We start from the raw sequence: 19,360 nt of genomic DNA, 5'->3' as shown, positions 1-19,360 counted from the left end.
CTATGACATTTTCAACTCATCAGCACACTTTCCATATTCCTGTAATGGGCTTAGCCTATACTATTGACACTCCTATCCGTCTAGCCCATTTAGGCATTAATTCAGTGGTTTCTCTAGGAGATGATATATTAATAGAAAGGGTAAGGAAATTCTATTCTCAAAAATTTGATTTTGAATTTATTCCCATACTAAGCTCCGAAATTGATGCCAGAGCCAGAAGGATTACTTCTTATCTTAATCTGATGCACAAAATTGTGGTGCAAAAGTTTGAAGAGCATAAGGTGAAACTTGCCACGGACGAAAATTACCTGGATAATTTTCTTGATTTACTACCGAACTATTCTCGAGCAAAAAAAAGAATAATAGAATTTGCTCAGAAACTTAATCAAACTGAGCTTTTAGATTCTTTACATAAAACATTGAGCCCAGGGAGAATTGATGTGAATATTATGACAAAGTTGGATAAAACCAATTATTATGAAAATAGAGAACTGCCTGTTAAGTATAACGATGCCCATTCTTCTTTGAGGGCATTTGCTAATAGTAATCTATCTTCATCCTTGGTTTTGTCAGCAGGAATGAATCCTAAATTATTTAGTTATTTGACCGAATTCGATGATTTCCTTCCTGATCCAAAAGCTAACTTTAAGAAAGAAGTAATCATTAAAGTAAGCGATTACCGCTCTGCACTAATTCAAGGGAAATTACTTGCCAATAAAGGGATCTGGGTTTCCGAATTCAGGATAGAATCGGGCTTAAATTGTGGAGGTCATGCATTTGCTACCCAGGGCAAACTTATGGGACCTATCCTTGAAGAATTTAAGAGCAATCAGGAAAGCTTAGTCAGCAGTTTATTAGCCATTTATGAAAAGGCTGTAGCTGAAAAGAATATCATTCTAGAAAAGAAACCTACTGTGCGCATTACTGCTCAAGGTGGCGTTGGCACTGGCGATGAACACGAATTTTTATTGAAACATTATAATCTGTCTTCGGTAGGATGGGGAAGTCCGTTCTTACTGGTTCCTGAAGCAGTTTCTATTGATGAACCCACTCGCAAGCAGTTATCTGAAGCTGGTGAAAAGGATTTCTATTTAAGCAATGCTTCTCCTTTAGGTGTCCCCTTCAATAATTTAAGGAAATCCTCTAGGCAAATTGAGATGGATAAGAAATTGCAAAAAGGGAAGAGTGGCAGTCCTTGCACCAAAAAATTTCTGATGTTAAATACTGAATTTACCGACAAGCCAATATGCAGTGCTTCGACTAAATATCACAAGCTTAAATTAAAGCAGTTAGCAAGTGAAAATTTGAGTAAAGAAAAATATGAAGTTGAATATTCGAAACTGATGGAAAAAGAATGCTTATGTGGAGGACTATCAACTGCATTTTTCTATGAGAATAGTATGGATACCAAAGTAGAAGGAGCTGGAGTCACAATCTGTCCAGGTCCAAATCTTGCTTATTTTAGTGGTAAAATAAAACTCTCGGATATGATAAAGCATATTTATGGGATAAAGGACGTATTAAATCAGATCGATCGACCCAATGTATTTATAAAAGAACTGGAACTCTACGTTAATTTTTTCTTGAAGGAGATTGAAAAATACAAAGCAGAACCAAGCAATAAATTAGCGAAGTATTTAATGGGTTTTCAAGCTAGTCTGTATGAGGGTATTGAATATTACAAATCGCTCTTTCGGCAAAATGAGAATTTGCTTTCTCATGGATTCACCAGCTCCATTGAACAGCTACATCATTTTGAAAACATAATTAAAACAACTCTGACAGAAGATAAAGAACTTATCTCGACATAAATATTTTCAAATGCAATCGCTTCTGTAACAAATATTACAATACATCTTTACTAAAAAAGGATATATTTGTCCTTTAATTTAAATTAATAAAAATATGAACACAAAACACACGTATAATCTCGATCTTGGATGGCAAGAAGGTAGAATTGGTTTAATGAGCTCCCCAGAGCTTCATAAAAAAATAACAGTTGCAACACCTCCTGAATTTCCTGGAGGGGTAGAAGGCATATGGTCACCAGAGCACCTTTTTACAAGTGCAGTCTTGTCTTGTTTTATGACTACCTTTTTAGCCATAGCCGAATACTCGAAGTTAGAATTTTCAAAATTTGACTGTAAATCTGAAGGTGTTCTAGAGAAAGTGGACGGAAAATTCAAGATGTCAGCTATTACATTAAAACCATTTATCGAATTGCCAGAAGGTGGCAAAATGGATAAAGCAATTCGACTTATGGAAAAAGCAGAAGCGGCTTGTCTAATTAGTAATTCAATTACAACAACTGTAAAGTTGGATTTTTCTGCAATTCAAGTTTCCGAGCCAGTTTAATAGATAGTTCTGTAGCTAAAGGAGGTCAGAGGAAATAGACCTCCTTTTTTTTGTGCAGAAATAAATCTATTTTGAAATAGATTAGAAAAAATCATCAAACTTAATTAATATCAAAATGCTCCAAAATTCACTCCTAAACCCAGAAAATATAGCGATCATAGGTGCGTCTGAAAATCAATCGAAGCCAGGAGGCAAAGTGATTTTTAATTTGATTTCAGGAGGATTTAAGGGAAAAATATATGGGGTAAATCCTAAAGTGATTTCAATTGAAGGAGTAGAACATATAGCCAAAGTAGACCTACTGCCAAAAGTAGATTTAGCCATTCTTAGTATTCCGGCTGCTTTATGTGTTGAAACGGTGAACACTTTGGCACAAGCTGGAACCAAAGGGTTTATTATTTATTCTGCAGGATTTGCAGAAGCTGGAGAGACAGGGATCAAACTGGAAAACCAGCTGATAGCAATTGCTGAAAAATATAATGCGCAGATAATCGGGCCAAACTGCATTGGAATAATAAACGGAAATTATAAAGGAGTATTCACGACACCAGTTCCTGATTACAACGCAGATGGGTGTGAACTAATTTCAAGTTCAGGAGCTACAGCCGTTTTCATAATGGAAGCAGCCCATGCAGTGGGCTTAAACTTTTCCAATATCTATTCCATAGGAAATGCTGGACAAACGGGTGTAGAGGAAATATTAGAACATATGGATACTACTTATGACCCTGAGAGAAGTCCTAAAGTAAAATTACTCTATTTAGAAAACATTAAGAATCCATTCAAATTCTTAAAACATGCCTCTTCTTTGGTTCGCAAAGGCTGTCATCTCGCAGCTATCAAATCTGGCTATTCTGAAGCTGGAAGCAGGGCAGCCTCTTCTCATACGGGTGCCATTGCGACTTCTGACACCTTAATTCGTGCATTGTTTAAAAAAGCGGCCATTGTATATTGTAATAGTAGGGAGGAATTAATAAATGTTGCTGCAGTATGGCAAGAAAATAAGGCCACAGGGAAAAATATTGCTATTATAACTCATGCGGGCGGCTCTGCCGTAATGCTTACTGATGTGTTAAGTAGTAATGGAGTCAATGTGCCACCCATAGATGAGGATAAAGGTAAAGGCTTGTTGGAAAAGCTTCATCCTGGGTCTTCTGTATCAAACCCCATTGATTTTTTAGCGACTGGAACAGCAGATCAGTTAGCTGAAATTATTGATTTCTGCGATGAGTTGGAAGAAATTGATGCAATGGTAGTGGTCTTTGGCAGCCCAGGTCTTTTTAATGTTCGAGATGTATATGAAGTTTTACATCAAAAATTACAGAGCTGTAAAAAGGCTATTTTCCCTGTTTTGCCTTCCTTGGTTAATGCAGGTAAGGAAATTCAAGAATTTATAGATAAGGGTCATGTAAACTTTCCAGATGAGGTGGTTTTAGGTAAGGCTTTAGCGAGTGCTGCAAATCTTGATGTTCCGGCTTATGGAAAATATGACTTGGCTGAAATGGATTACAGTAAAATCCGAGATATTATAGTGGAGTCAAAATCAGGATATTTGGATACTAATATTGTTCGTGAACTATTAACGGCAGCTGGGATTGAGATGGTTAAAGAACGGGAATTTTACGATGAAAAAAGTTTAGCAGCAGTCAATAAATCCATGGAGTTTCCATTGGTGATGAAAGTTTTAGGACCAATTCATAAAACAGATGTTGGAGGAGTTAGCTTGAATATCAATTCTCAGGAATTTCTGAAAAAGGAATTTAAAAGAATGATGAAAATAGCTGGTGCCAAAGGAGTGCTCATTCAGGAAATGAAAAAAGGGGAAGAGTTTTTTGCAGGCGCTGTTAAGAAAGGAAATTTTGGGCACTTGATTCTTTGTGGAATGGGTGGAATATTTGTAGAAATCATTAAAGATGTAGCCAACGGACTAGCTCCGCTTAGCAAGAAGGAAGCTGAAAAAATGATTCAATCTTTAAAGACCTATCCTATTATACAAGGATATAGAGGTAGAGCAGGAATAAATGAAGCAGCCTTTGCAGATGTTATCGTCCGACTAGCTTCATTGGTGCATTTGGCTCCTGAAATCGAAGAAATAGATATGAATCCGTTGATTGGAAATGAAAGAGAGCTCGTAGTCGTAGATGCTCGAATCAGACTTTCGTAAAATATAATTGAACAGCAGCCCTGCTATGAACTGAATTATTTCTTACTAGGGCTGTTGTCTTTTATAGCGTTAAATCTTAAATCCCTAAATCCACTCTATCACTCCAAATTTCGTAGATAGGATCACCTTTGCTACTTTTTCCGCTGTGGTGCCATTCTCCATCTTTCAATTCATAATTAAAAACTAGCTCAGCACCTACTCTATTGCTGTCTCTGGAAAAGAATTTTATGATTTCAGTGTATTGACCATCATTCGTTGTGTAGTTTCCGCCTCCAGTCCCCCGAAAATCTCCAGTTTCACTATTATAAGCTATCCATTGAAAATATGTACCAGACAAGATCTTCATAGTTTTTCTCGCCCCAGGTGTCATAGTATTCATTTCTCCGTTACGTTCTCTTCCGGTAATGACCCAAGCACCTGCTAAATCTCCTGGTTTATTGTTATCTGTTCTTTTCCAAGTTAGACCTCCAATTTCTAGCTTTTTCCCTTTTAAAGCATACTCCAATTTTTCTGTTTGACCTACTTTGTCTTTGTTATCAGTATGAAATTCGTAATGAAGTTGGATTTGATTATTATCGGTGAGATTCCAACTTCCTCCATAAGTGTATTTGAATTCATTTCCTTTATAAAAGGTAACGGCAAAATGCTTTTCTGCCATTATCCATTGGCCTGTTAAACCATCTTCTGTAGTGATGTGCCAACCACCACTTAAATTCACCGAATCTTGCGAGTTGAAAGCAGTCATTAAAAAGACTGAAATTCCTAGTATTAAAGTTTTCATAGCTACAAATATTTACTTTTTTTTAAAAATCATTGTTCACTTCTATCCAATAACCATTAGGGTCTTGAAAGTAGATTTGTTGAACTCCATCTACTCTATTAGTAATTTTCCCACTTTCACCAGGCCAATTTTCAAAAGGCACTTTTTCAGCTTTTAAATTTTCTATAAAACCCTCCATGTCTTCTATGCTAAAACACAAATGGTTGTTTTTATTGATGGTGGGTTCTTCCCATTCTCCTTCAATTAAGTGCAATTGTGAACTGCCAAGTTTATACCAAACATGTAACCCATCTTTAAATGGCTCTTCAATTTCTTCGAGTCCAATAATGTCCGAATAGAAGGATTTACTGTCAGCCAAATCTTCCACATAAACTGCTATGTGGTTTAATTTTACTTGCGCTTGAGATCCGTGGAAAGTGACAAGAAAAAATGCGCCTAGAATAAATGATTTCATTTTGATTTATTTTTTAATTTTCACCTTAATACAATTATACCTTTTCAGGTAGATTTCCATGGTAAAATCACATTTATCGCATTATTTTTATGTAGCGCATAAATGCAAAAATAAAGTAGATCTATCAAATTTAGCATTTTTAAACGTATAGTAAAACTCATTCAAGACGGTTGCCTATCGGATGTCTTTACAATTTAGGAAAATGAAAGGCCTATGTCCAAATTAAAAAAAATAAAATAATTCAAGCCTTAGCGCTTGCTACTGCTTTTCTAACTGAACCATATTTTAATAATAGCTTTTTTGCAGTATCAAATTCAATATCAAGCTCTTGCATGATCATCTTCGTTCCTCTTTCTACTAATTTGTCATTGCTTAGTTGCATATCCACCATTTTATTGCCTTTCACATGTCCTAATTGGATCATGGCAGTAGTAGAGATCATATTTAGCACCATTTTCTGGGCAGTGCCAGCCTTCATTCTGGTGCTTCCTGTAATAAACTCTGGGCCAACAGGAACTTCAATTGGGAAATCAGATCCTTCGACAATTTCCGAGTTGGGATTACAAGTAATGCAGGCAGTTGTAATGCCATTTAAAAGGGCTTTTTTCAATCCGCCAATTACGTAGGGAGTCCTTCCAGAAGCCGCTATACCGATCAGGAAATCCTTTTCAGAGATATTAAATTCTTGCAGATCTCTCCAAGCCTGGTCTGTGTCGTCTTCAGCAAATTCTACGGCCTTACGAATAGCATTATCCCCACCAGCAATAATACCGATCACTTTATCATGATTGACACCAAAGGTAGGCGGGCATTCAGAGGCATCTAAAATCCCTAATCTACCACTAGTCCCAGCCCCAATATAAAATAATCTACCCCCAGCTTTCATTTTTTGGACAATTACTTCCAATGCTTTTTGAATCTGAGGTAGCGCTTTTTGCACTGATAAAGCTACCGTTTGATCTTCTTGGTTTATGCCTTGTAGCAGTTCTTTAATAGAAAGCTTTTCTAGACTATTAAAATTGGATTCTGATTCTGTAATACTCATTAATGCTGATTTTTATGATAAAGTGTTAAGCCAGCGATTGGATTTTCCATGAAATTCCCTGCTTGTAAATTATTGCTCGATAGTACCATTCTCATGATGGAATTAGCATTAAAAGCTACTCCGCCAATGAAATGAATGGGCAATTTTTCATAGTTCTTAAATTTCAAAACTGATTTCTCTAAAAATAATTGAAAAGCATTGGATATCAACTCAAAAAAGAAACGCTCCCTTTGATGGGCCAATGCAAACTGAAAAAATTGAGCTAAAAACCTGTTTGGGTAGGGCTTATGATAAATTTGTTCTAAAGTAAACTCCATATTGATATCAGGATATGTGATTTTGAATTTCTTCGCCAGTTCATGTGGCATTTCATCCTCTAAATACGCCTTAAGCGTTGTTTTTCCAATGTAATTGCCGCTACCCTCATCTCCTAAAACATAGCCAAATGATACCATTCTATCTTGAATATCAATTCCATCAAAATGGCATGCGTTTGCTCCAGTGCCTAATATACAGGAGATACCGGGATCTTTTCCACAACTTGCCCTGGCGGCAGCCAACATATCATCTTCCACATATATTGAGTCACAGTTGAAAAAGTCTGAGAAAACTGAATTTATTTTTTCTTTATTTTCAGCGTTCCCGCAACCGGCTCCGTAGAAATAGATGTCTTTTATGGTTGGAAAATCAATTCCGTCAAAATCCTCCTTTAAACATTTCAGAAGCTCTTTTCCACTGATTAAATAAGGATTAATACCGCGTGTTTTCAACTGTTCGATGGAATTATCTTCATATAATAGACGCCAATCTGTCTTGCTTGAACCACTATCTGCTATCAGCTTCATTAATCTTTATAATTATTTTACCGTGTAAATTTAAGTTGAACTGAAATTTATATAACTTAGGAATCAATTAATAGGTAAAGTTGTGAAAAAAAGTAAACTGTTAGAGCTTTTGGGACTAGATAAAATTATAGAATCATTACAAAAATTGCTAGAAGTACGAATAGCAATGATAAGAGAGGAGATTGAAGAAACGGTGGCGGAAAAATTAGCCAAAATTTTACCAATTTTACTTGTGGTTTCTACCATGACTTTGTTAGTCCTATTTGCAAGTTTGACCTTGGCATTTTATTTAGCAGAGATTTTGGATAGTTATGTGGCCGGCTTCGGTATCGTAGCATTATTTTACTTCTTGTTAACCTTAGTATTCTATTTTCTTAAGGATAGCAAAGCAGTACAAGAAAGATTTAGAAAAGAAGTCAATAGACCCGTTAAAGAAGATTAGTTTTAATTTATTAAATTCAAGATTCATGAGTAATCAAGAAAAGCTTTTAGAGAAAAGTAAAAAATACGAACAAGACTTATCAGCGCAATTAAGTGAGTATTCAGGAAAGGCCCAAAAATTCGGTAAGAATGCTTTAATGATTGCTGGGGGAGTATTTTTGGCTTATCAGGCAGTAAAATTGATAACAGGTAGTAAGAGAAGTCGAGACTCAAAAGTTTATAAAGAAGTCCACGAAGATGAAACGGACTATGAAGATTCTCCACGTATTATTATCAGAAGAGAGGAAAGCCAAAGTGGAATATTAGATGCACTAAAAGCAGAAGTAGGAGGGATATTAGTTGCCATAGCAAGAGACAAAATTTTAGAATTCTTAAGTCAGTTGGAAAATAAAAAAGCTAATGATCAAGAAAGAGAAGCTTAATAGACTGATTAATCATGAAGTAAACGGACAAAAGTGCTTTGCTTTATTAATTGACCCAGATAAAGTAAGTGATCGAGCCTCTTTACAACGATTGGTCAACATGGCGATAGAAAATGAAGTGGATTTTTTCTTCGTAGGAGGAAGCTTAATCGTATCTGATTCTTTAAGCAGTTGTATTTCTGATATTAAATCTGCTACCGATATACCTGTAATTCTATTCCCAGGCAATAATCAATACATTGATTTACAATCGGATGCGATTCTGTATTTGTCTTTGATATCAGGTCGAAATCCAGATCTATTAATTGGGCAGCATGTTTTATCAGCGCCAATTCTGAAAAGAAGTAATATGGAAGTTTGGCCAACAGGCTATATGCTAATTGATGGTGGCAATAGAACTTCTGTATCGTACATGAGCAATACTAATCCAATTCCTTATGACAAGCATGATATTGCAGTAAGCACTGCCATAGCAGGGGAATTGCTAGGGCTTCAACTGATTTATATGGACGCTGGAAGCGGAGCCGATAAGATGATTAGCGAAAAGATGATCGCTTCCGTAAAACGATCAATTGAAGTCCCATTAATTATTGGTGGTGGTATTAATTCCGTATCTAAAGCAAAAAACGCCTGGAAGTCTGGCGCTGATGTTGTAGTTGTGGGTAATGCCATAGAGCAAAACCCACAATTATTAATAGAAATGACTGAAGCCAAACTTTTGCTAAATAGGCAATTACATAGAATCTAAAAAGGCGCTATGTTTTGCCTATGAGGCTCTCTAGTTAAACATTCATTAGAGATTCTCTTCTTCTCATTTTTCCTGCTGGAATTCCGAACATCATTTTGAATCTTCGGCAGAAGTACGCAGTATCTTTATAGCCCACTTCATGTCCGATGTCCCTTATACTCTTTTTAGAAGTTCGTAATAAGGTAACTGCTTCTTCCATTCGTTGGTACTCAATATAGTCTTGTGGATTAATTCCGGTCAACATTTTGAAATATTGTCCTACGTAATCTTCAGATACGTTAGCCACCTCGGCTAATTTTTTATTGGATAAATCACCACCCAAATGCTCGTTTATATAATTAAATATATCAATTAAACGAGGGTCCTTGAAGTATGTACTGTTTGTTGCAAGCTGCTCAACAAATAATTTATTACGAACAATATGTCTAAATAATTCGACCAATAAGTGTTCTGTCAAGACCTTTACCATTCGGTCAGCTCCAGGCTCTTCGGTGTTTAATTCCTTAAAAACACTGTCATGCAAAGACTTAATTGTATCGTTGCTAAAGATGAATGGAGGTATATCAAGAGAGGCAAAAAAGTTTACAGAATCAAAAACTTTAGCTTCAAATGAAATGTAGCTAAAACTATCGCCACCTTCAACTTTCAATTCATCATAAGTTATTGGAGTAAAATATTCTGATTTGCCTGTAATGAACTTATCGTTAGTAATCGATTCGATTTGGCTCCCCCTGCCATAAGTGATTTGATGTACTTTTCCACCGGGAATAAAAGCAAAATCACCTTCCTTTGCCAATAATTTCTCTTCTCCTAACAGCACTTCTCCTTTGTTGACCCAAACAACTTTATTCTCTACTTCATAGAGGTTGTTAACGGTTACAGGCTTTTGAATTTTAATATTCTTTGCTTTAACGAATTTAACGCCTAAAGACTCAATGATTTTGTTGTAATCTTCCATTTTCTTGTTTTATGAATGGATTAACTATAAAAAGTAAAAGTATCTAAATGATTAATTGTATAAATCTAATGAATAATAGCTTTATATCAAAACAAATAAAAAACGCACAACCTAGTTTCTGATGTAAGGTTGTGCGTATTAACGAGTAAATTATTGAATTATTTTAAGATTAAGCCTCAAATAGAAGACTTACCTCAATATAAACTTTCCTTTATTTCAATATATTTCTTGAAATCACGATTTTCTGAATTTCAGATGTACCTTCATAGATTTGAGTGATTTTAGCATCTCTCATTAATCGCTCTACATGATATTCTTTCACGAAACCATAACCACCATGCACCTGAACAGCTTCTACTGTGGTATCCATAGCCACCTGTGAAGCATATAACTTAGCCATAGCACTTGCCTGAGAAAAATCTTGCTTTTGATCTTTCAACCATGCTGCTTTTAAGCATAGCAAACGTGCAGTCTCTATTTGAGTAGCCATATCAGCTAGCTTGAAAGCAATTGCTTGGTGTTGGCTGATTTCTTTACCAAAAGCTTTTCTTTCTTTAGAGTATTTCAGAGCCAATTCATACGCTCCTGAAGCAATCCCCAAGGCTTGAGCAGCAATCCCAATTCTTCCTCCATTCAAAGTAGCCATAGCAAAGTTAAATCCAAAACCATCTTCACCAATCCTATTTTCTTTTGGCACTTTCATGTCTTGGAACATCAAAGAGTGTGTATCAGAACCTCTAATACCCAATTTCTCTTCTTTCTTCCCAACTACAAAACCTTCAGTTTCTCTTTCAACGATTAGAGCATTGATTCCTTTATGACCTTTCTCTTTATCAGTTTGAGCAATTACCAAGTAAACTGAAGCGCTGTTTCCGTTGGTAATCCAGTTTTTAGTTCCATTTACCAGATAATGATCACCTTTATCTTCTGCAGTAGTTCTTTGGGAAGTTGCATCAGAACCTGCTTCTGGTTCTGAAAGACAAAAAGCTCCAATAATTTCGCCAGTAGCTAATCTTTTTAGATACTTTTCTTTTTGTTCCTCGGTACCGAATTTTTCTATGCCCCAACATACCAACGAATTGTTGACCGACATGGCCACTGAAGCAGAGCTATCAATTTTAGAAATTTCTTCCATGGCTAGCACATAGGATACAGTATCCATTCCGCCGCCATTGTATTTAGGATCCACCATCATTCCCATGAATCCTAATTCTCCCATTTTTTTAATCTGCTCTGCAGGGAATTTTTCGTGAGTATCCCTTTCGATTACTCCAGGTAATAAGTCGTTTTGTGCAAAATCTCTTGCAGCTGCTTGAACGGCTAACTGCTCTTCCGTGAGTTGAAAATCCATCTATAAATTATTTTTTAGTCGTTTCTGTGCAAAAACAGAATGTTCATGCAAAAGTTTTGCAAATATAGGAAAAATCCATTTAATCTCGGCTACCTAGAAACATCATCACATAGTAAAGCAATGTAACTAATGAAGCAATTGCTGCTACCAAATAAGTTCTTGCTGCCCATTTCAATGAATCTTTGGCCATATCATGCTCCTGTGGGGTGGTCACGCCTGAAGTTGTCATCCAAGCTAAACCTCTTTTACTTGCATCATACTCTACTGGTAAAGTGATAAATGCGAAAAGGGTGAATACCGTATAACATCCGATTATTACCAGTAAAGCTAACTGAGGATTTATTAATTGAGGCAAAGCAAAAGCACCAAACAGCATAGCCATAAAGACAAAATTAATGATTTTGGCACTGACATTTTGGATAGGAACCAAAGCAGACCGCATTTCCAAGAATGAATATGCTTTGGCATGCTGAACAGCATGGCCAACTTCGTGAGCGGCTACTGCCACTGCCGCAGCCGAACGATTGTTATATACTTCAGAGCTTAAATTTACTGTTTTATTGGCTGGATTATAATGGTCAGTTAGTTGTCCTTCTACTGACATTACCTTCACATCATATATTCCATTGTCTTTCAACATTTTTTCTGCGGCTTCCCTGCCAGAAATACCTGAACTTAAAGCTATCTTAGAGTATTTTTTAAATTTACTCTTCAAGCGAGATTGCACAGCATAACTGATGATGGCAAATCCGATTATTATTATAATGATCATTTTATTATTGGTTTATTTTATTGATAATATTGGTGGTTGAATATCCTTCCACCAAGTCGATAGTTTCTACGTTTCCACCGTTTTCCATTACGATATTGGCTCCTACAATGTTGCTTAAATTATAGTCGCTACCTTTTACTAAAACATCGGGTATAAGCAGTTTTATCAAGGATAAAGGGGTGTCATCAGAAAAAAATGTAACGGCATCTACGAAAGATAGAGCAGCAATTAATCTTGCCCTTGCTTTTTCATTATTGATTGGTCTATTTGGACCTTTGATTTTACTAACTGAAGTATCTGTATTTAAAGCCACAATCAATTTATCTCCCTTTGCTGCTGCTTTCTCTAAATAATCAACATGTCCTAAATGCAAAATATCAAAACAGCCATTAGTGAAAACTACTTTTTGATCTTTCCACTCTTTCCTTTTATTGGTTAAGGCGTCTAATGAATATATTTTATCAGCTGTCGGCATATTCTTGCTTTGAATTTCTTTTTGGTATGATCATACTAATAAATATTGATAAAGATCCTACCGTCATGATGGCAATTGAATTGGTAGTATGTAGCAAAAATGCAAAAATTATTCCATCCTTTTCCGCTACACCATATAATAACAAGCCAGCACTAATCAAATAATGAAAAGCTCCAATTCCTCCTTGCACTGGAGTTGCCATTCCAATTCCACCTAGGACAAGCAGAATTAAACCTGCTGAAAGGCCCAGATGAGCCGTGGACTCCACACTAAAAAAGACAACATAGGTCATTAAGAAATAACAAATCCAAATTCCCAAAGTAGCTACCCAAAATAAAGTAGGACTTTTTAATCTTCTTACTGAGGTTATCCCTTCTACTAATTGTCTTAAAAAAGCAGTTAATTTATTGAAGTATTTATTCTTTCTGAGAGATGCTTGATTTCTTTTTAAAAGGATAAAAATAGTACTGGCTCCTATTAAAAAAAATATGCCTACCGCTAAGAGTGTCAGGAAGTTTTTTTCTAATCCATCGGCTTTATCCAAAAACAAATTTAAAAAGAAGTCATTTAATCTGCGGAACTCTATAGCTAATGTCAAGCCCATAATAATTAATAGGCAAATCATATCAAAAATCCTTTCAGTAACTACACTTCCAAAACCCTGACTCATAGACACATTGTCTGTTTTCTTGAGAACCCCGCATCGTGATACTTCTCCCATTCTAGGGACAACGAAATTGGCAAGGTAGCCCACCATAACGGCAACAAAAGTTCTTGAAGATTTTAGTTGATAACCCAAAGGCTCTAAAAGCATATTCCAGCGCCATGCTCTTAAAAAATGACTAAGCATTGCCAAACCTATAGAAGCATATATCCAATTAAGATTGGCTTTTCTAAAGCTAGCCATCATTTCACTGAAATCTACGTCTTTATAGAGATACCAAAATAAAGTAATGGCGACAGCTAAAGATATCGTATATTTAAGAAATGATTGAAGTCCTTTTCTCAATGCTTAGGTAAGTTTATTATTCGCGTCAGGAAAGATTAAGGAAGGCTTGAAAGACTTTGCTTCTTCAAATTCCATCTGCGCGTACCCAATGATAATAATGATATCACCCACTTGCACTTTTCTTGCAGCAGGCCCATTTAAGCAGACCATACCAGAACCCCGCTCTCCCTTAATCACGTAAGTCTCCAATCGTTCACCATTGTTTATGTTCACAATTTGGACTTTTTCATTTTCAATAAGGTTAGAAGCTTCCATCAAATCCTCATCGATAGTGATGCTTCCGACATAATGCAATTCTGCTTGAGTAACCTTTACTCTGTGAATTTTTGATTTACAAACTTCAATTAACATACTATACTCTTCAAATTGGCTGCAAAGTTATGAAATTAAATAGAGCCTTATAGGAAATTACACAAGATATATTTGTTATGTTTAATAGCGAGATTGATAATCAGTGTCAATTAGTAAATTTTTGTAACAACCTGATTAGTCCCCAAACAGATAGATGTTATCTATTAATCTCACATTTCCTACAAAGCCTGCAATGCAAAGAACGGTATCTGCGGCTAAGTAGTTCTCTGATTTAGGAAGTAGGTCCTTGTCACTGACAATTTGAAAGTATTCCAATTGGGCTGTGTGGTTATGGAAAAGTGTTTCAACTTTTAATTTTGCTTCTTCTGCTGATTGATTATTTGTTAAAATACACTTGGCTTCGGTCAAGGCATTGAAGAATATTTTGGCTTCCTCTCTCTCTTGTTTACTTAATCTCTCATTTCTTGAGGACATGGCCAGTCCGTGAGGCTCTCGTTTAATAGGGACAGTAACAATTTCCAGATTGAAAAACAGTTCCTCAACCAGTTTTTTGATGATTGTCAATTGTTGTAAATCTTTTTGCCCAAAAAAAGCAAAGTTAGGCAATACTATATTAAAGAGTTTTGAAACAATTAGTGCGACTCCGCTAAAATGGTTAGGACGAAATTTTCCCTCCATCACTTTGTCTAATTTGCCAAAATCAAAATTAATGGTATTTTTCCCAGCATACATCACTTGATCAGAAGGGAGGAACAGAATATCGCAGCCATTTTGATCTAATAAATCTTTATCCGATTCAATATTTCTAGGGTATTTTTCTAAGTCGTCTGGATTATTGAATTGTGTGGGGTTTACATAAATACTACAAACTACTATATCAGCTCTTTTTTTTGCTTCAGCAACTAGGCTCAAATGTCCCTGGTGCAAGGCCCCCATAGTGGGAACAAATCCAACTGTTTTGTCTTCAGCCTTAAATTTTGATATAATAGCTTGAATTTCAGCAACTGAGCCCGTTGTTATCATAAAAAATGCGCTAAATTAGAAAGTTTTGGAACAAATCTAGCTGATTAATCAAAAAAAATAATGGAAAGTGAGTATTTTTTTGTATTTTTGTGCTTCGTTTATGAATTAATCAAATCCAATAAGCATATGTCAAAGCTTCGAATTCTTTACGTAGCCAATGAAATCAATCCATTTTTAAAAACATCAGAAGTAGCAGAATTTGTACGAAAACTCCCTCAAGCCATGCAGGAAAGAGGCATGGAGATTCGTATTTTAGTGCCCCGCTTCGGACTAATTAACGAGCGGAAGAACAGATTACATGAGGTAGTACGCCTTTCAGGTATTAATATCTCAGTAGGAGAAGAAGAAAAGCCTTTAATTATTAAGGTTGCTTCAATTCCCAATGCTAAACTTCAGGTGTACTTTATAGATAATGAAGATTACTTCCAACGTAAATTTGTTTTTCATGATAAGGAGAATAAATTCTATCCAGACAATGATGAAAGAGCAATATTTTTCTGCAAGGGAGCGTTGGAAACAGTTAAGAAACTAGGCTGGGCGCCTGATATAGTGCATTGTAACGATTGGATGACCAGTTTGATTCCAATGTACTTAAAAACCACTTACAAAAATGATCCAATATTTAAGGATGCAAAATCTGTATTTACTGTGTATAATACAGAATTCTCTCATAAATTTGGGACAGATTTAGTGGACAAGGTAAAAATGCTCGATATAGACGACAGCATGTTGTCCAATCTAGAATCAGCCGATTATGAAGGGTTCATAAAAATCGGTGCAGAATATGCAGATGCAGTTATTAAAGCAGGTGATGAGTTTAAAGAAAACCTTGATGAATTATTTTCAACATTCGAAAAAGAAAAGAAAGTTGACACCATTGAAAAAGGAGAGGATTTTGAAGAATCCTATTTCAACCTATATACAGAATTGGCAGGTTAATCCTGTTGTCAGTTTATTATCAGGGCCAGCATTCCTGCTGGCCTTTTTTTTCGCCTCATGTGAAGAGCCTATAGAAGTAGAAGGGGATTTAGTGCCTGGAGGAAACAATACTGAAATACGGTTTGTGGAAATTCCTTTAGACTTGAATCATGCTGCTTTTGATTCTCTGATTATCAGCACTAACGGAGTTACAGGCTCAAGAGGGCAGATTTTTGTTGGTCATCAAAGCAGTCCTGAAATCGGTGATTTTACAGCTGAGGCTTACTTCGGGGCGTTGCTGGACAATGATTTTATTCGGGATAGTTTGCCGGCTAATGCAACAGCTGTAGAGACTAGGCTCAAGTTAGGGTTCAATTATTTTTATGGGGATGAATTTAATCAAGCTCAAAATTTCATTGTATCTCAACTGAGAGACACTTTGATTGTCAGTGGAGAGTTGTACTCTATTTATGATGAAATCTCCATTGAAAATAAGGTTTCCTTAGATCAGGAAATAATTGTAAATCCAATAGACACTATTCCAGATTATGTTCAGTTAAGCAATACTTTGGGAAATGATATCCTGAATAGAGTTAGAGATGAGGATCTGAACTCGGTTGGTATTTACAATGCCTTAAGAGGATTTAAGATTGAAGTTGAAGGTGGAGTAAATAATTTACAAGCGATTAGTTTGGCAAGTGGAGAATCATTTATTGAGGTAATATACAGTGCTCCTAGTTTGGATACATTAAAAAGTGTAAAATTTGATATATCCGGTTCTAGTTTTACTCATGTTGATTTCGATCCTGGATCATTAATTCCATCAACTTATTCAGGAAATAAATCCTTTGATTTGCTGGATCCGTCAAAAGCCTATTTTAACAATTTAATGGGGATATCACCAAGAGTAAAGTTAAATGGCTACTTAAATTTTATCGATACGGTAGAGTTTCTGCAAATTAATAAGGCAGAATTGGTGATAAATAGTAATGACTTTAGTACCGCTGATGATGAATCCTCGCAAATTAGGCCTGCTGGAAATATCATTCCATATATATTGGATAGAGATGGCAACATAGTAAAAAAGGGGGAAGATTTTTGGGCGCTCCAATCAAATTTTACAACCAACGGTGCTCCCGCTGATCCCAATCAAGCTAGCTCGCCAGTAGTTCTGACATATGATGATAATAAGAAAGAAATTAAAGCAGATTTAAGTTTTTTTCTACAAGAAATTTATAATAACCCTGATTTATGGAATGAAGAGTATGATTTTCTGTTTACTGGACAATTTATCAGAAGAAATCAAACACCATTTAATGAGGTGCCAAAAATCAATCTTGGCAACTTTGATAATTTCTTAGTTGACAAGGAAAATATAAAATTGAAGATATATTATACCACTTTTAAATAGATTACAATATGTGTGGAATTGTAGCATATGTAGGTCATCAGAATGCATCTGAGATTATCATTAAAGGATTAAAAAGATTAGAATATAGAGGCTATGACAGTGCTGGCATTGCACTTATGAATGATGGCCTGAAAGTTTATAAAAAACAGGGTAAAGTATCTGAATTAGAATCTTTCTTGAAAGATAAAGATACAAAAAGCACTATTGGAATGGGCCACACCAGGTGGGCTACTCATGGGGCTCCCAATGATGAAAATGCACATCCTCACTACTCTGAAAGTGGTGATTTAGCAATTATCCATAATGGGATTATTGAAAACTATTCTTCCTTAAGAAAGGAATTAGAGAATAAGGGCTACACTTTTAAAAGTGAAACTGATTCGGAGGTTTTTATTAATTTTATTGAGGATATTTATAAGAACAACGATGGTACATTAGAGGAAGCTGTTCGATTGGCTTTAACAAAAGTAATTGGCGCTTATGCCATAGTTATAATGTCCACCAATCATCCTGATCAATTAATTGCAGCTCGAAAAGGAAGTCCATTAGTAATTGGAGTAGGCAAAGACGAGTTTTTCCTAGCTTCAGATGCAACGCCCATAGTTGAATATACTAATGAAGTAATCTATGTGAATGATTATGAAATTGCCGTGATTAAGGATAATAAAATAAGCATTCGTGACACCAAGGACGTAAAAATGACTCCATATATACAAAAAGTAGATATGGAATTAGAAGCTATCGAAAAGGGTGGTTTTGAACATTTTATGCTCAAGGAGATTTTTGAGCAGCCTAAATCAATTAAAGATTGTTTCAGAGGCCGATTAATTGCCAATGAAGCTAAATTGGTCTTAGGTGGTATCAGGGATTACTCAAATGCACTTATTAATGCAGAGAGAATTGTTATTGTAGCATGCGGGACTTCTTGGCACGCTGGCTTGGTAGCGGAATACATATTCGAAGAGTTCTGTAGAATTCCGGTGGAAGTAGAGTATGCCTCTGAATTCAGATATAGAAACCCAGTAATCCGTGAGGGGGATATTGTATTTGCAATTTCCCAATCTGGTGAAACAGCTGATACTTTGGCAGCCATGGAATTGGCAAAATCAAAAGGCGCTATTGTTTTGGGAGTTTGTAATGTTGTAGGTTCTTCAATCTCCAGAGTGTCACATGAAGGAGTTTATACTCATGCTGGACCTGAAATCGGTGTTGCTAGTACAAAAGCCTTTACTGCACAGCTTACAGTTTTAACAATGATTGCATTGAAAACAGCCCTGCTAAAAGGAACGATTGCTGAACAACGGTATAGAGAAGTATTGGTCGACCTTGAAAATATTCCAAATAAAGTAGAGAAAGCACTTAAAACTGACAAGCAAGTAGAGAAAATTGCCGGGATTTATAAGGATGCTCGCAATTTCCTATATCTAGGAAGAGGCTATAATTTCCCTGTTGCCTTGGAAGGGGCACTGAAACTGAAAGAGATTTCATACATTCATGCAGAGGGATACCCAGCTGCAGAAATGAAGCATGGGCCTATTGCTTTGATTGATGAAGAAATGCCAGTTGTTGTTATCGCAACTAGAGATAGTTCATACGATAAAATTGTATCCAATATTCAAGAAGTAAAAGCCAGAAAAGGAAAAGTTATAGCTGTTGTTTCTGAAGGTGACTCTTTAATTCCTGGTATGGTGGATCACACTATCGAAGTACCAGGAACCCATGAGGTATTAATGCCTATGGTTTCTACAATTCCGTTACAATTACTTTCTTACCATATTGCAGTTATGAGAGGATGTAATGTTGATCAGCCAAGGAACCTAGCTAAATCAGTGACTGTAGAGTAATAATTGCAGTAGATTATTTTAGATATGGGGTT

Annotated in this window: 20 protein-coding genes; 9 read left to right on the top strand and 11 right to left on the bottom strand. The window is 35.9% G+C overall.

Annotation, left to right across the window (positions count from 1 at the left end; all coding sequences use genetic code 11):
* The first annotated feature begins 2 nt into the window (after nucleotides 1-2).
* The 3 genes from AAC601_RS05405 (at nucleotide 3) to AAC601_RS05395 (ending at nucleotide 4,519) form a co-directional block, all read left to right on the top strand.
* Nucleotides 3-1,811 (top strand): hypothetical protein, encoded by a 1,809-nt coding sequence (locus AAC601_RS05405; protein ID WP_340152700.1) that lies wholly within the window; start codon nucleotides 3-5, stop codon nucleotides 1,809-1,811.
* 94 nt (nucleotides 1,812-1,905) lie between these two features.
* Nucleotides 1,906-2,355, top strand: a complete 450-nt coding sequence (locus AAC601_RS05400; protein WP_303270910.1) for an OsmC family protein — start codon at nucleotides 1,906-1,908, stop codon at nucleotides 2,353-2,355.
* Between the two features lie 115 nt (nucleotides 2,356-2,470).
* A complete protein-coding gene (locus AAC601_RS05395) occupies nucleotides 2,471-4,519 on the top strand; it encodes an acetate--CoA ligase family protein (RefSeq protein ID WP_340152699.1) in 2,049 nt (682 codons plus the stop codon).
* A gap of 76 nt (nucleotides 4,520-4,595) precedes the next feature.
* On the opposite strand, the gene AAC601_RS05390 is transcribed toward AAC601_RS05395, so the two are convergent.
* The 4 genes from AAC601_RS05390 to AAC601_RS05375 all read right to left on the bottom strand — a co-directional run bounded on the left by AAC601_RS05390 (nucleotide 4,596) and on the right by AAC601_RS05375 (nucleotide 7,644).
* Entirely contained in the window at nucleotides 4,596-5,300 is a 705-nt protein-coding gene (locus tag AAC601_RS05390) for a membrane or secreted protein (protein WP_340152698.1), read from the bottom strand.
* A 22-nt stretch (nucleotides 5,301-5,322) separates the two neighbouring features.
* Nucleotides 5,323-5,754: a VOC family protein gene (locus AAC601_RS05385; RefSeq protein ID WP_340152697.1), complete on the bottom strand. Its 432-nt coding sequence runs from the start codon at nucleotides 5,752-5,754 to the stop codon at nucleotides 5,323-5,325.
* A 241-nt stretch (nucleotides 5,755-5,995) separates the two neighbouring features.
* On the bottom strand, nucleotides 5,996-6,799 hold the full coding sequence (murQ, locus tag AAC601_RS05380) for an N-acetylmuramic acid 6-phosphate etherase (RefSeq protein ID WP_340152696.1): 804 nt from the start codon (nucleotides 6,797-6,799) through the stop codon (nucleotides 5,996-5,998).
* Nucleotides 6,799-7,644: an N-acetylglucosamine kinase gene (locus AAC601_RS05375; RefSeq protein WP_340152695.1), complete on the bottom strand. Its 846-nt coding sequence runs from the start codon at nucleotides 7,642-7,644 to the stop codon at nucleotides 6,799-6,801. Before AAC601_RS05375 ends, murQ begins: the two co-directional genes overlap by 1 nt.
* A gap of 82 nt (nucleotides 7,645-7,726) precedes the next feature.
* Here AAC601_RS05375 and AAC601_RS05370 point away from each other — a divergent pair, with 82 nt between their 5' ends.
* Genes AAC601_RS05370 through AAC601_RS05360 form a run of 3 tightly spaced genes read left to right on the top strand, consistent with a single transcriptional unit; the run spans nucleotide 7,727 to nucleotide 9,255 of the window.
* Entirely contained in the window at nucleotides 7,727-8,086 is a 360-nt protein-coding gene (locus tag AAC601_RS05370; protein WP_340152694.1) for a phage holin family protein, read from the top strand.
* Between the two features lie 25 nt (nucleotides 8,087-8,111).
* Nucleotides 8,112-8,507, top strand: a complete 396-nt coding sequence (locus AAC601_RS05365) for a hypothetical protein (RefSeq protein ID WP_340152693.1) — start codon at nucleotides 8,112-8,114, stop codon at nucleotides 8,505-8,507.
* Nucleotides 8,485-9,255 carry a geranylgeranylglyceryl/heptaprenylglyceryl phosphate synthase gene (locus AAC601_RS05360; RefSeq protein WP_303270902.1) on the top strand — a complete coding sequence of 257 codons (771 nt, stop codon included), beginning with the start codon at nucleotides 8,485-8,487 and terminating at the stop codon, nucleotides 9,253-9,255. The genes AAC601_RS05365 and AAC601_RS05360 overlap by 23 nt, the downstream gene beginning before the upstream one ends.
* A gap of 34 nt (nucleotides 9,256-9,289) precedes the next feature.
* On the opposite strand, the gene AAC601_RS05355 is transcribed toward AAC601_RS05360, so the two are convergent.
* From AAC601_RS05355 to panC, 7 genes are all read right to left on the bottom strand, one after another.
* Nucleotides 9,290-10,213 (bottom strand): AraC family transcriptional regulator, encoded by a 924-nt coding sequence (locus AAC601_RS05355; protein WP_340152692.1) that lies wholly within the window; start codon nucleotides 10,211-10,213, stop codon nucleotides 9,290-9,292.
* A 211-nt stretch (nucleotides 10,214-10,424) separates the two neighbouring features.
* Nucleotides 10,425-11,564 carry an acyl-CoA dehydrogenase gene (locus tag AAC601_RS05350; RefSeq protein ID WP_085516232.1) on the bottom strand — a complete coding sequence of 380 codons (1,140 nt, stop codon included), beginning with the start codon at nucleotides 11,562-11,564 and terminating at the stop codon, nucleotides 10,425-10,427.
* Between the two features lie 79 nt (nucleotides 11,565-11,643).
* On the bottom strand, nucleotides 11,644-12,336 hold the full coding sequence (locus AAC601_RS05345) for a zinc metallopeptidase (protein ID WP_340152691.1): 693 nt from the start codon (nucleotides 12,334-12,336) through the stop codon (nucleotides 11,644-11,646).
* 4 nt (nucleotides 12,337-12,340) lie between these two features.
* Nucleotides 12,341-12,811, bottom strand: a complete 471-nt coding sequence (gene rfaE2, locus AAC601_RS05340) for a D-glycero-beta-D-manno-heptose 1-phosphate adenylyltransferase (RefSeq protein ID WP_303270900.1) — start codon at nucleotides 12,809-12,811, stop codon at nucleotides 12,341-12,343.
* Nucleotides 12,798-13,820, bottom strand: a complete 1,023-nt coding sequence (locus AAC601_RS05335; protein WP_340152690.1) for a lysylphosphatidylglycerol synthase transmembrane domain-containing protein — start codon at nucleotides 13,818-13,820, stop codon at nucleotides 12,798-12,800. The genes rfaE2 and AAC601_RS05335 overlap by 14 nt, the downstream gene beginning before the upstream one ends.
* 3 nt (nucleotides 13,821-13,823) lie before the next feature.
* Nucleotides 13,824-14,171 carry an aspartate 1-decarboxylase gene (gene panD / locus AAC601_RS05330; RefSeq protein ID WP_303270898.1) on the bottom strand — a complete coding sequence of 116 codons (348 nt, stop codon included), beginning with the start codon at nucleotides 14,169-14,171 and terminating at the stop codon, nucleotides 13,824-13,826.
* A 135-nt stretch (nucleotides 14,172-14,306) separates the two neighbouring features.
* Entirely contained in the window at nucleotides 14,307-15,155 is an 849-nt protein-coding gene (gene panC, locus AAC601_RS05325; RefSeq protein ID WP_340152689.1) for a pantoate--beta-alanine ligase, read from the bottom strand.
* Nucleotides 15,156-15,281: 126 nt separating this feature from the next.
* Here panC and AAC601_RS05320 point away from each other — a divergent pair, with 126 nt between their 5' ends.
* The 3 genes from AAC601_RS05320 to glmS are packed head-to-tail and all read left to right on the top strand — an operon-like array spanning nucleotide 15,282 to nucleotide 19,328.
* Entirely contained in the window at nucleotides 15,282-16,094 is an 813-nt protein-coding gene (locus AAC601_RS05320; RefSeq protein WP_303270896.1) for a glycogen/starch synthase, read from the top strand.
* A complete protein-coding gene (locus AAC601_RS05315; protein WP_340152688.1) occupies nucleotides 16,051-17,484 on the top strand; it encodes a hypothetical protein in 1,434 nt (477 codons plus the stop codon). The genes AAC601_RS05320 and AAC601_RS05315 overlap by 44 nt, the downstream gene beginning before the upstream one ends.
* 8 nt (nucleotides 17,485-17,492) lie before the next feature.
* Nucleotides 17,493-19,328, top strand: coding sequence for a glutamine--fructose-6-phosphate transaminase (isomerizing) (glmS, locus tag AAC601_RS05310; protein WP_340152687.1), 1,836 nt, complete (start codon nucleotides 17,493-17,495; stop codon nucleotides 19,326-19,328).
* Nucleotides 19,329-19,360: the final 32 nt, after the last annotated feature.

It is taken from the genome of uncultured Marivirga sp. (assembly GCF_963974845.1).
Lineage (GTDB): Bacteria > Bacteroidota > Bacteroidia > Cytophagales > Cyclobacteriaceae > Marivirga > Marivirga harenae.
Note: the sequence above shows the minus strand (reverse complement) of the source record. Positions and strands in the feature narration are given on the sequence as shown.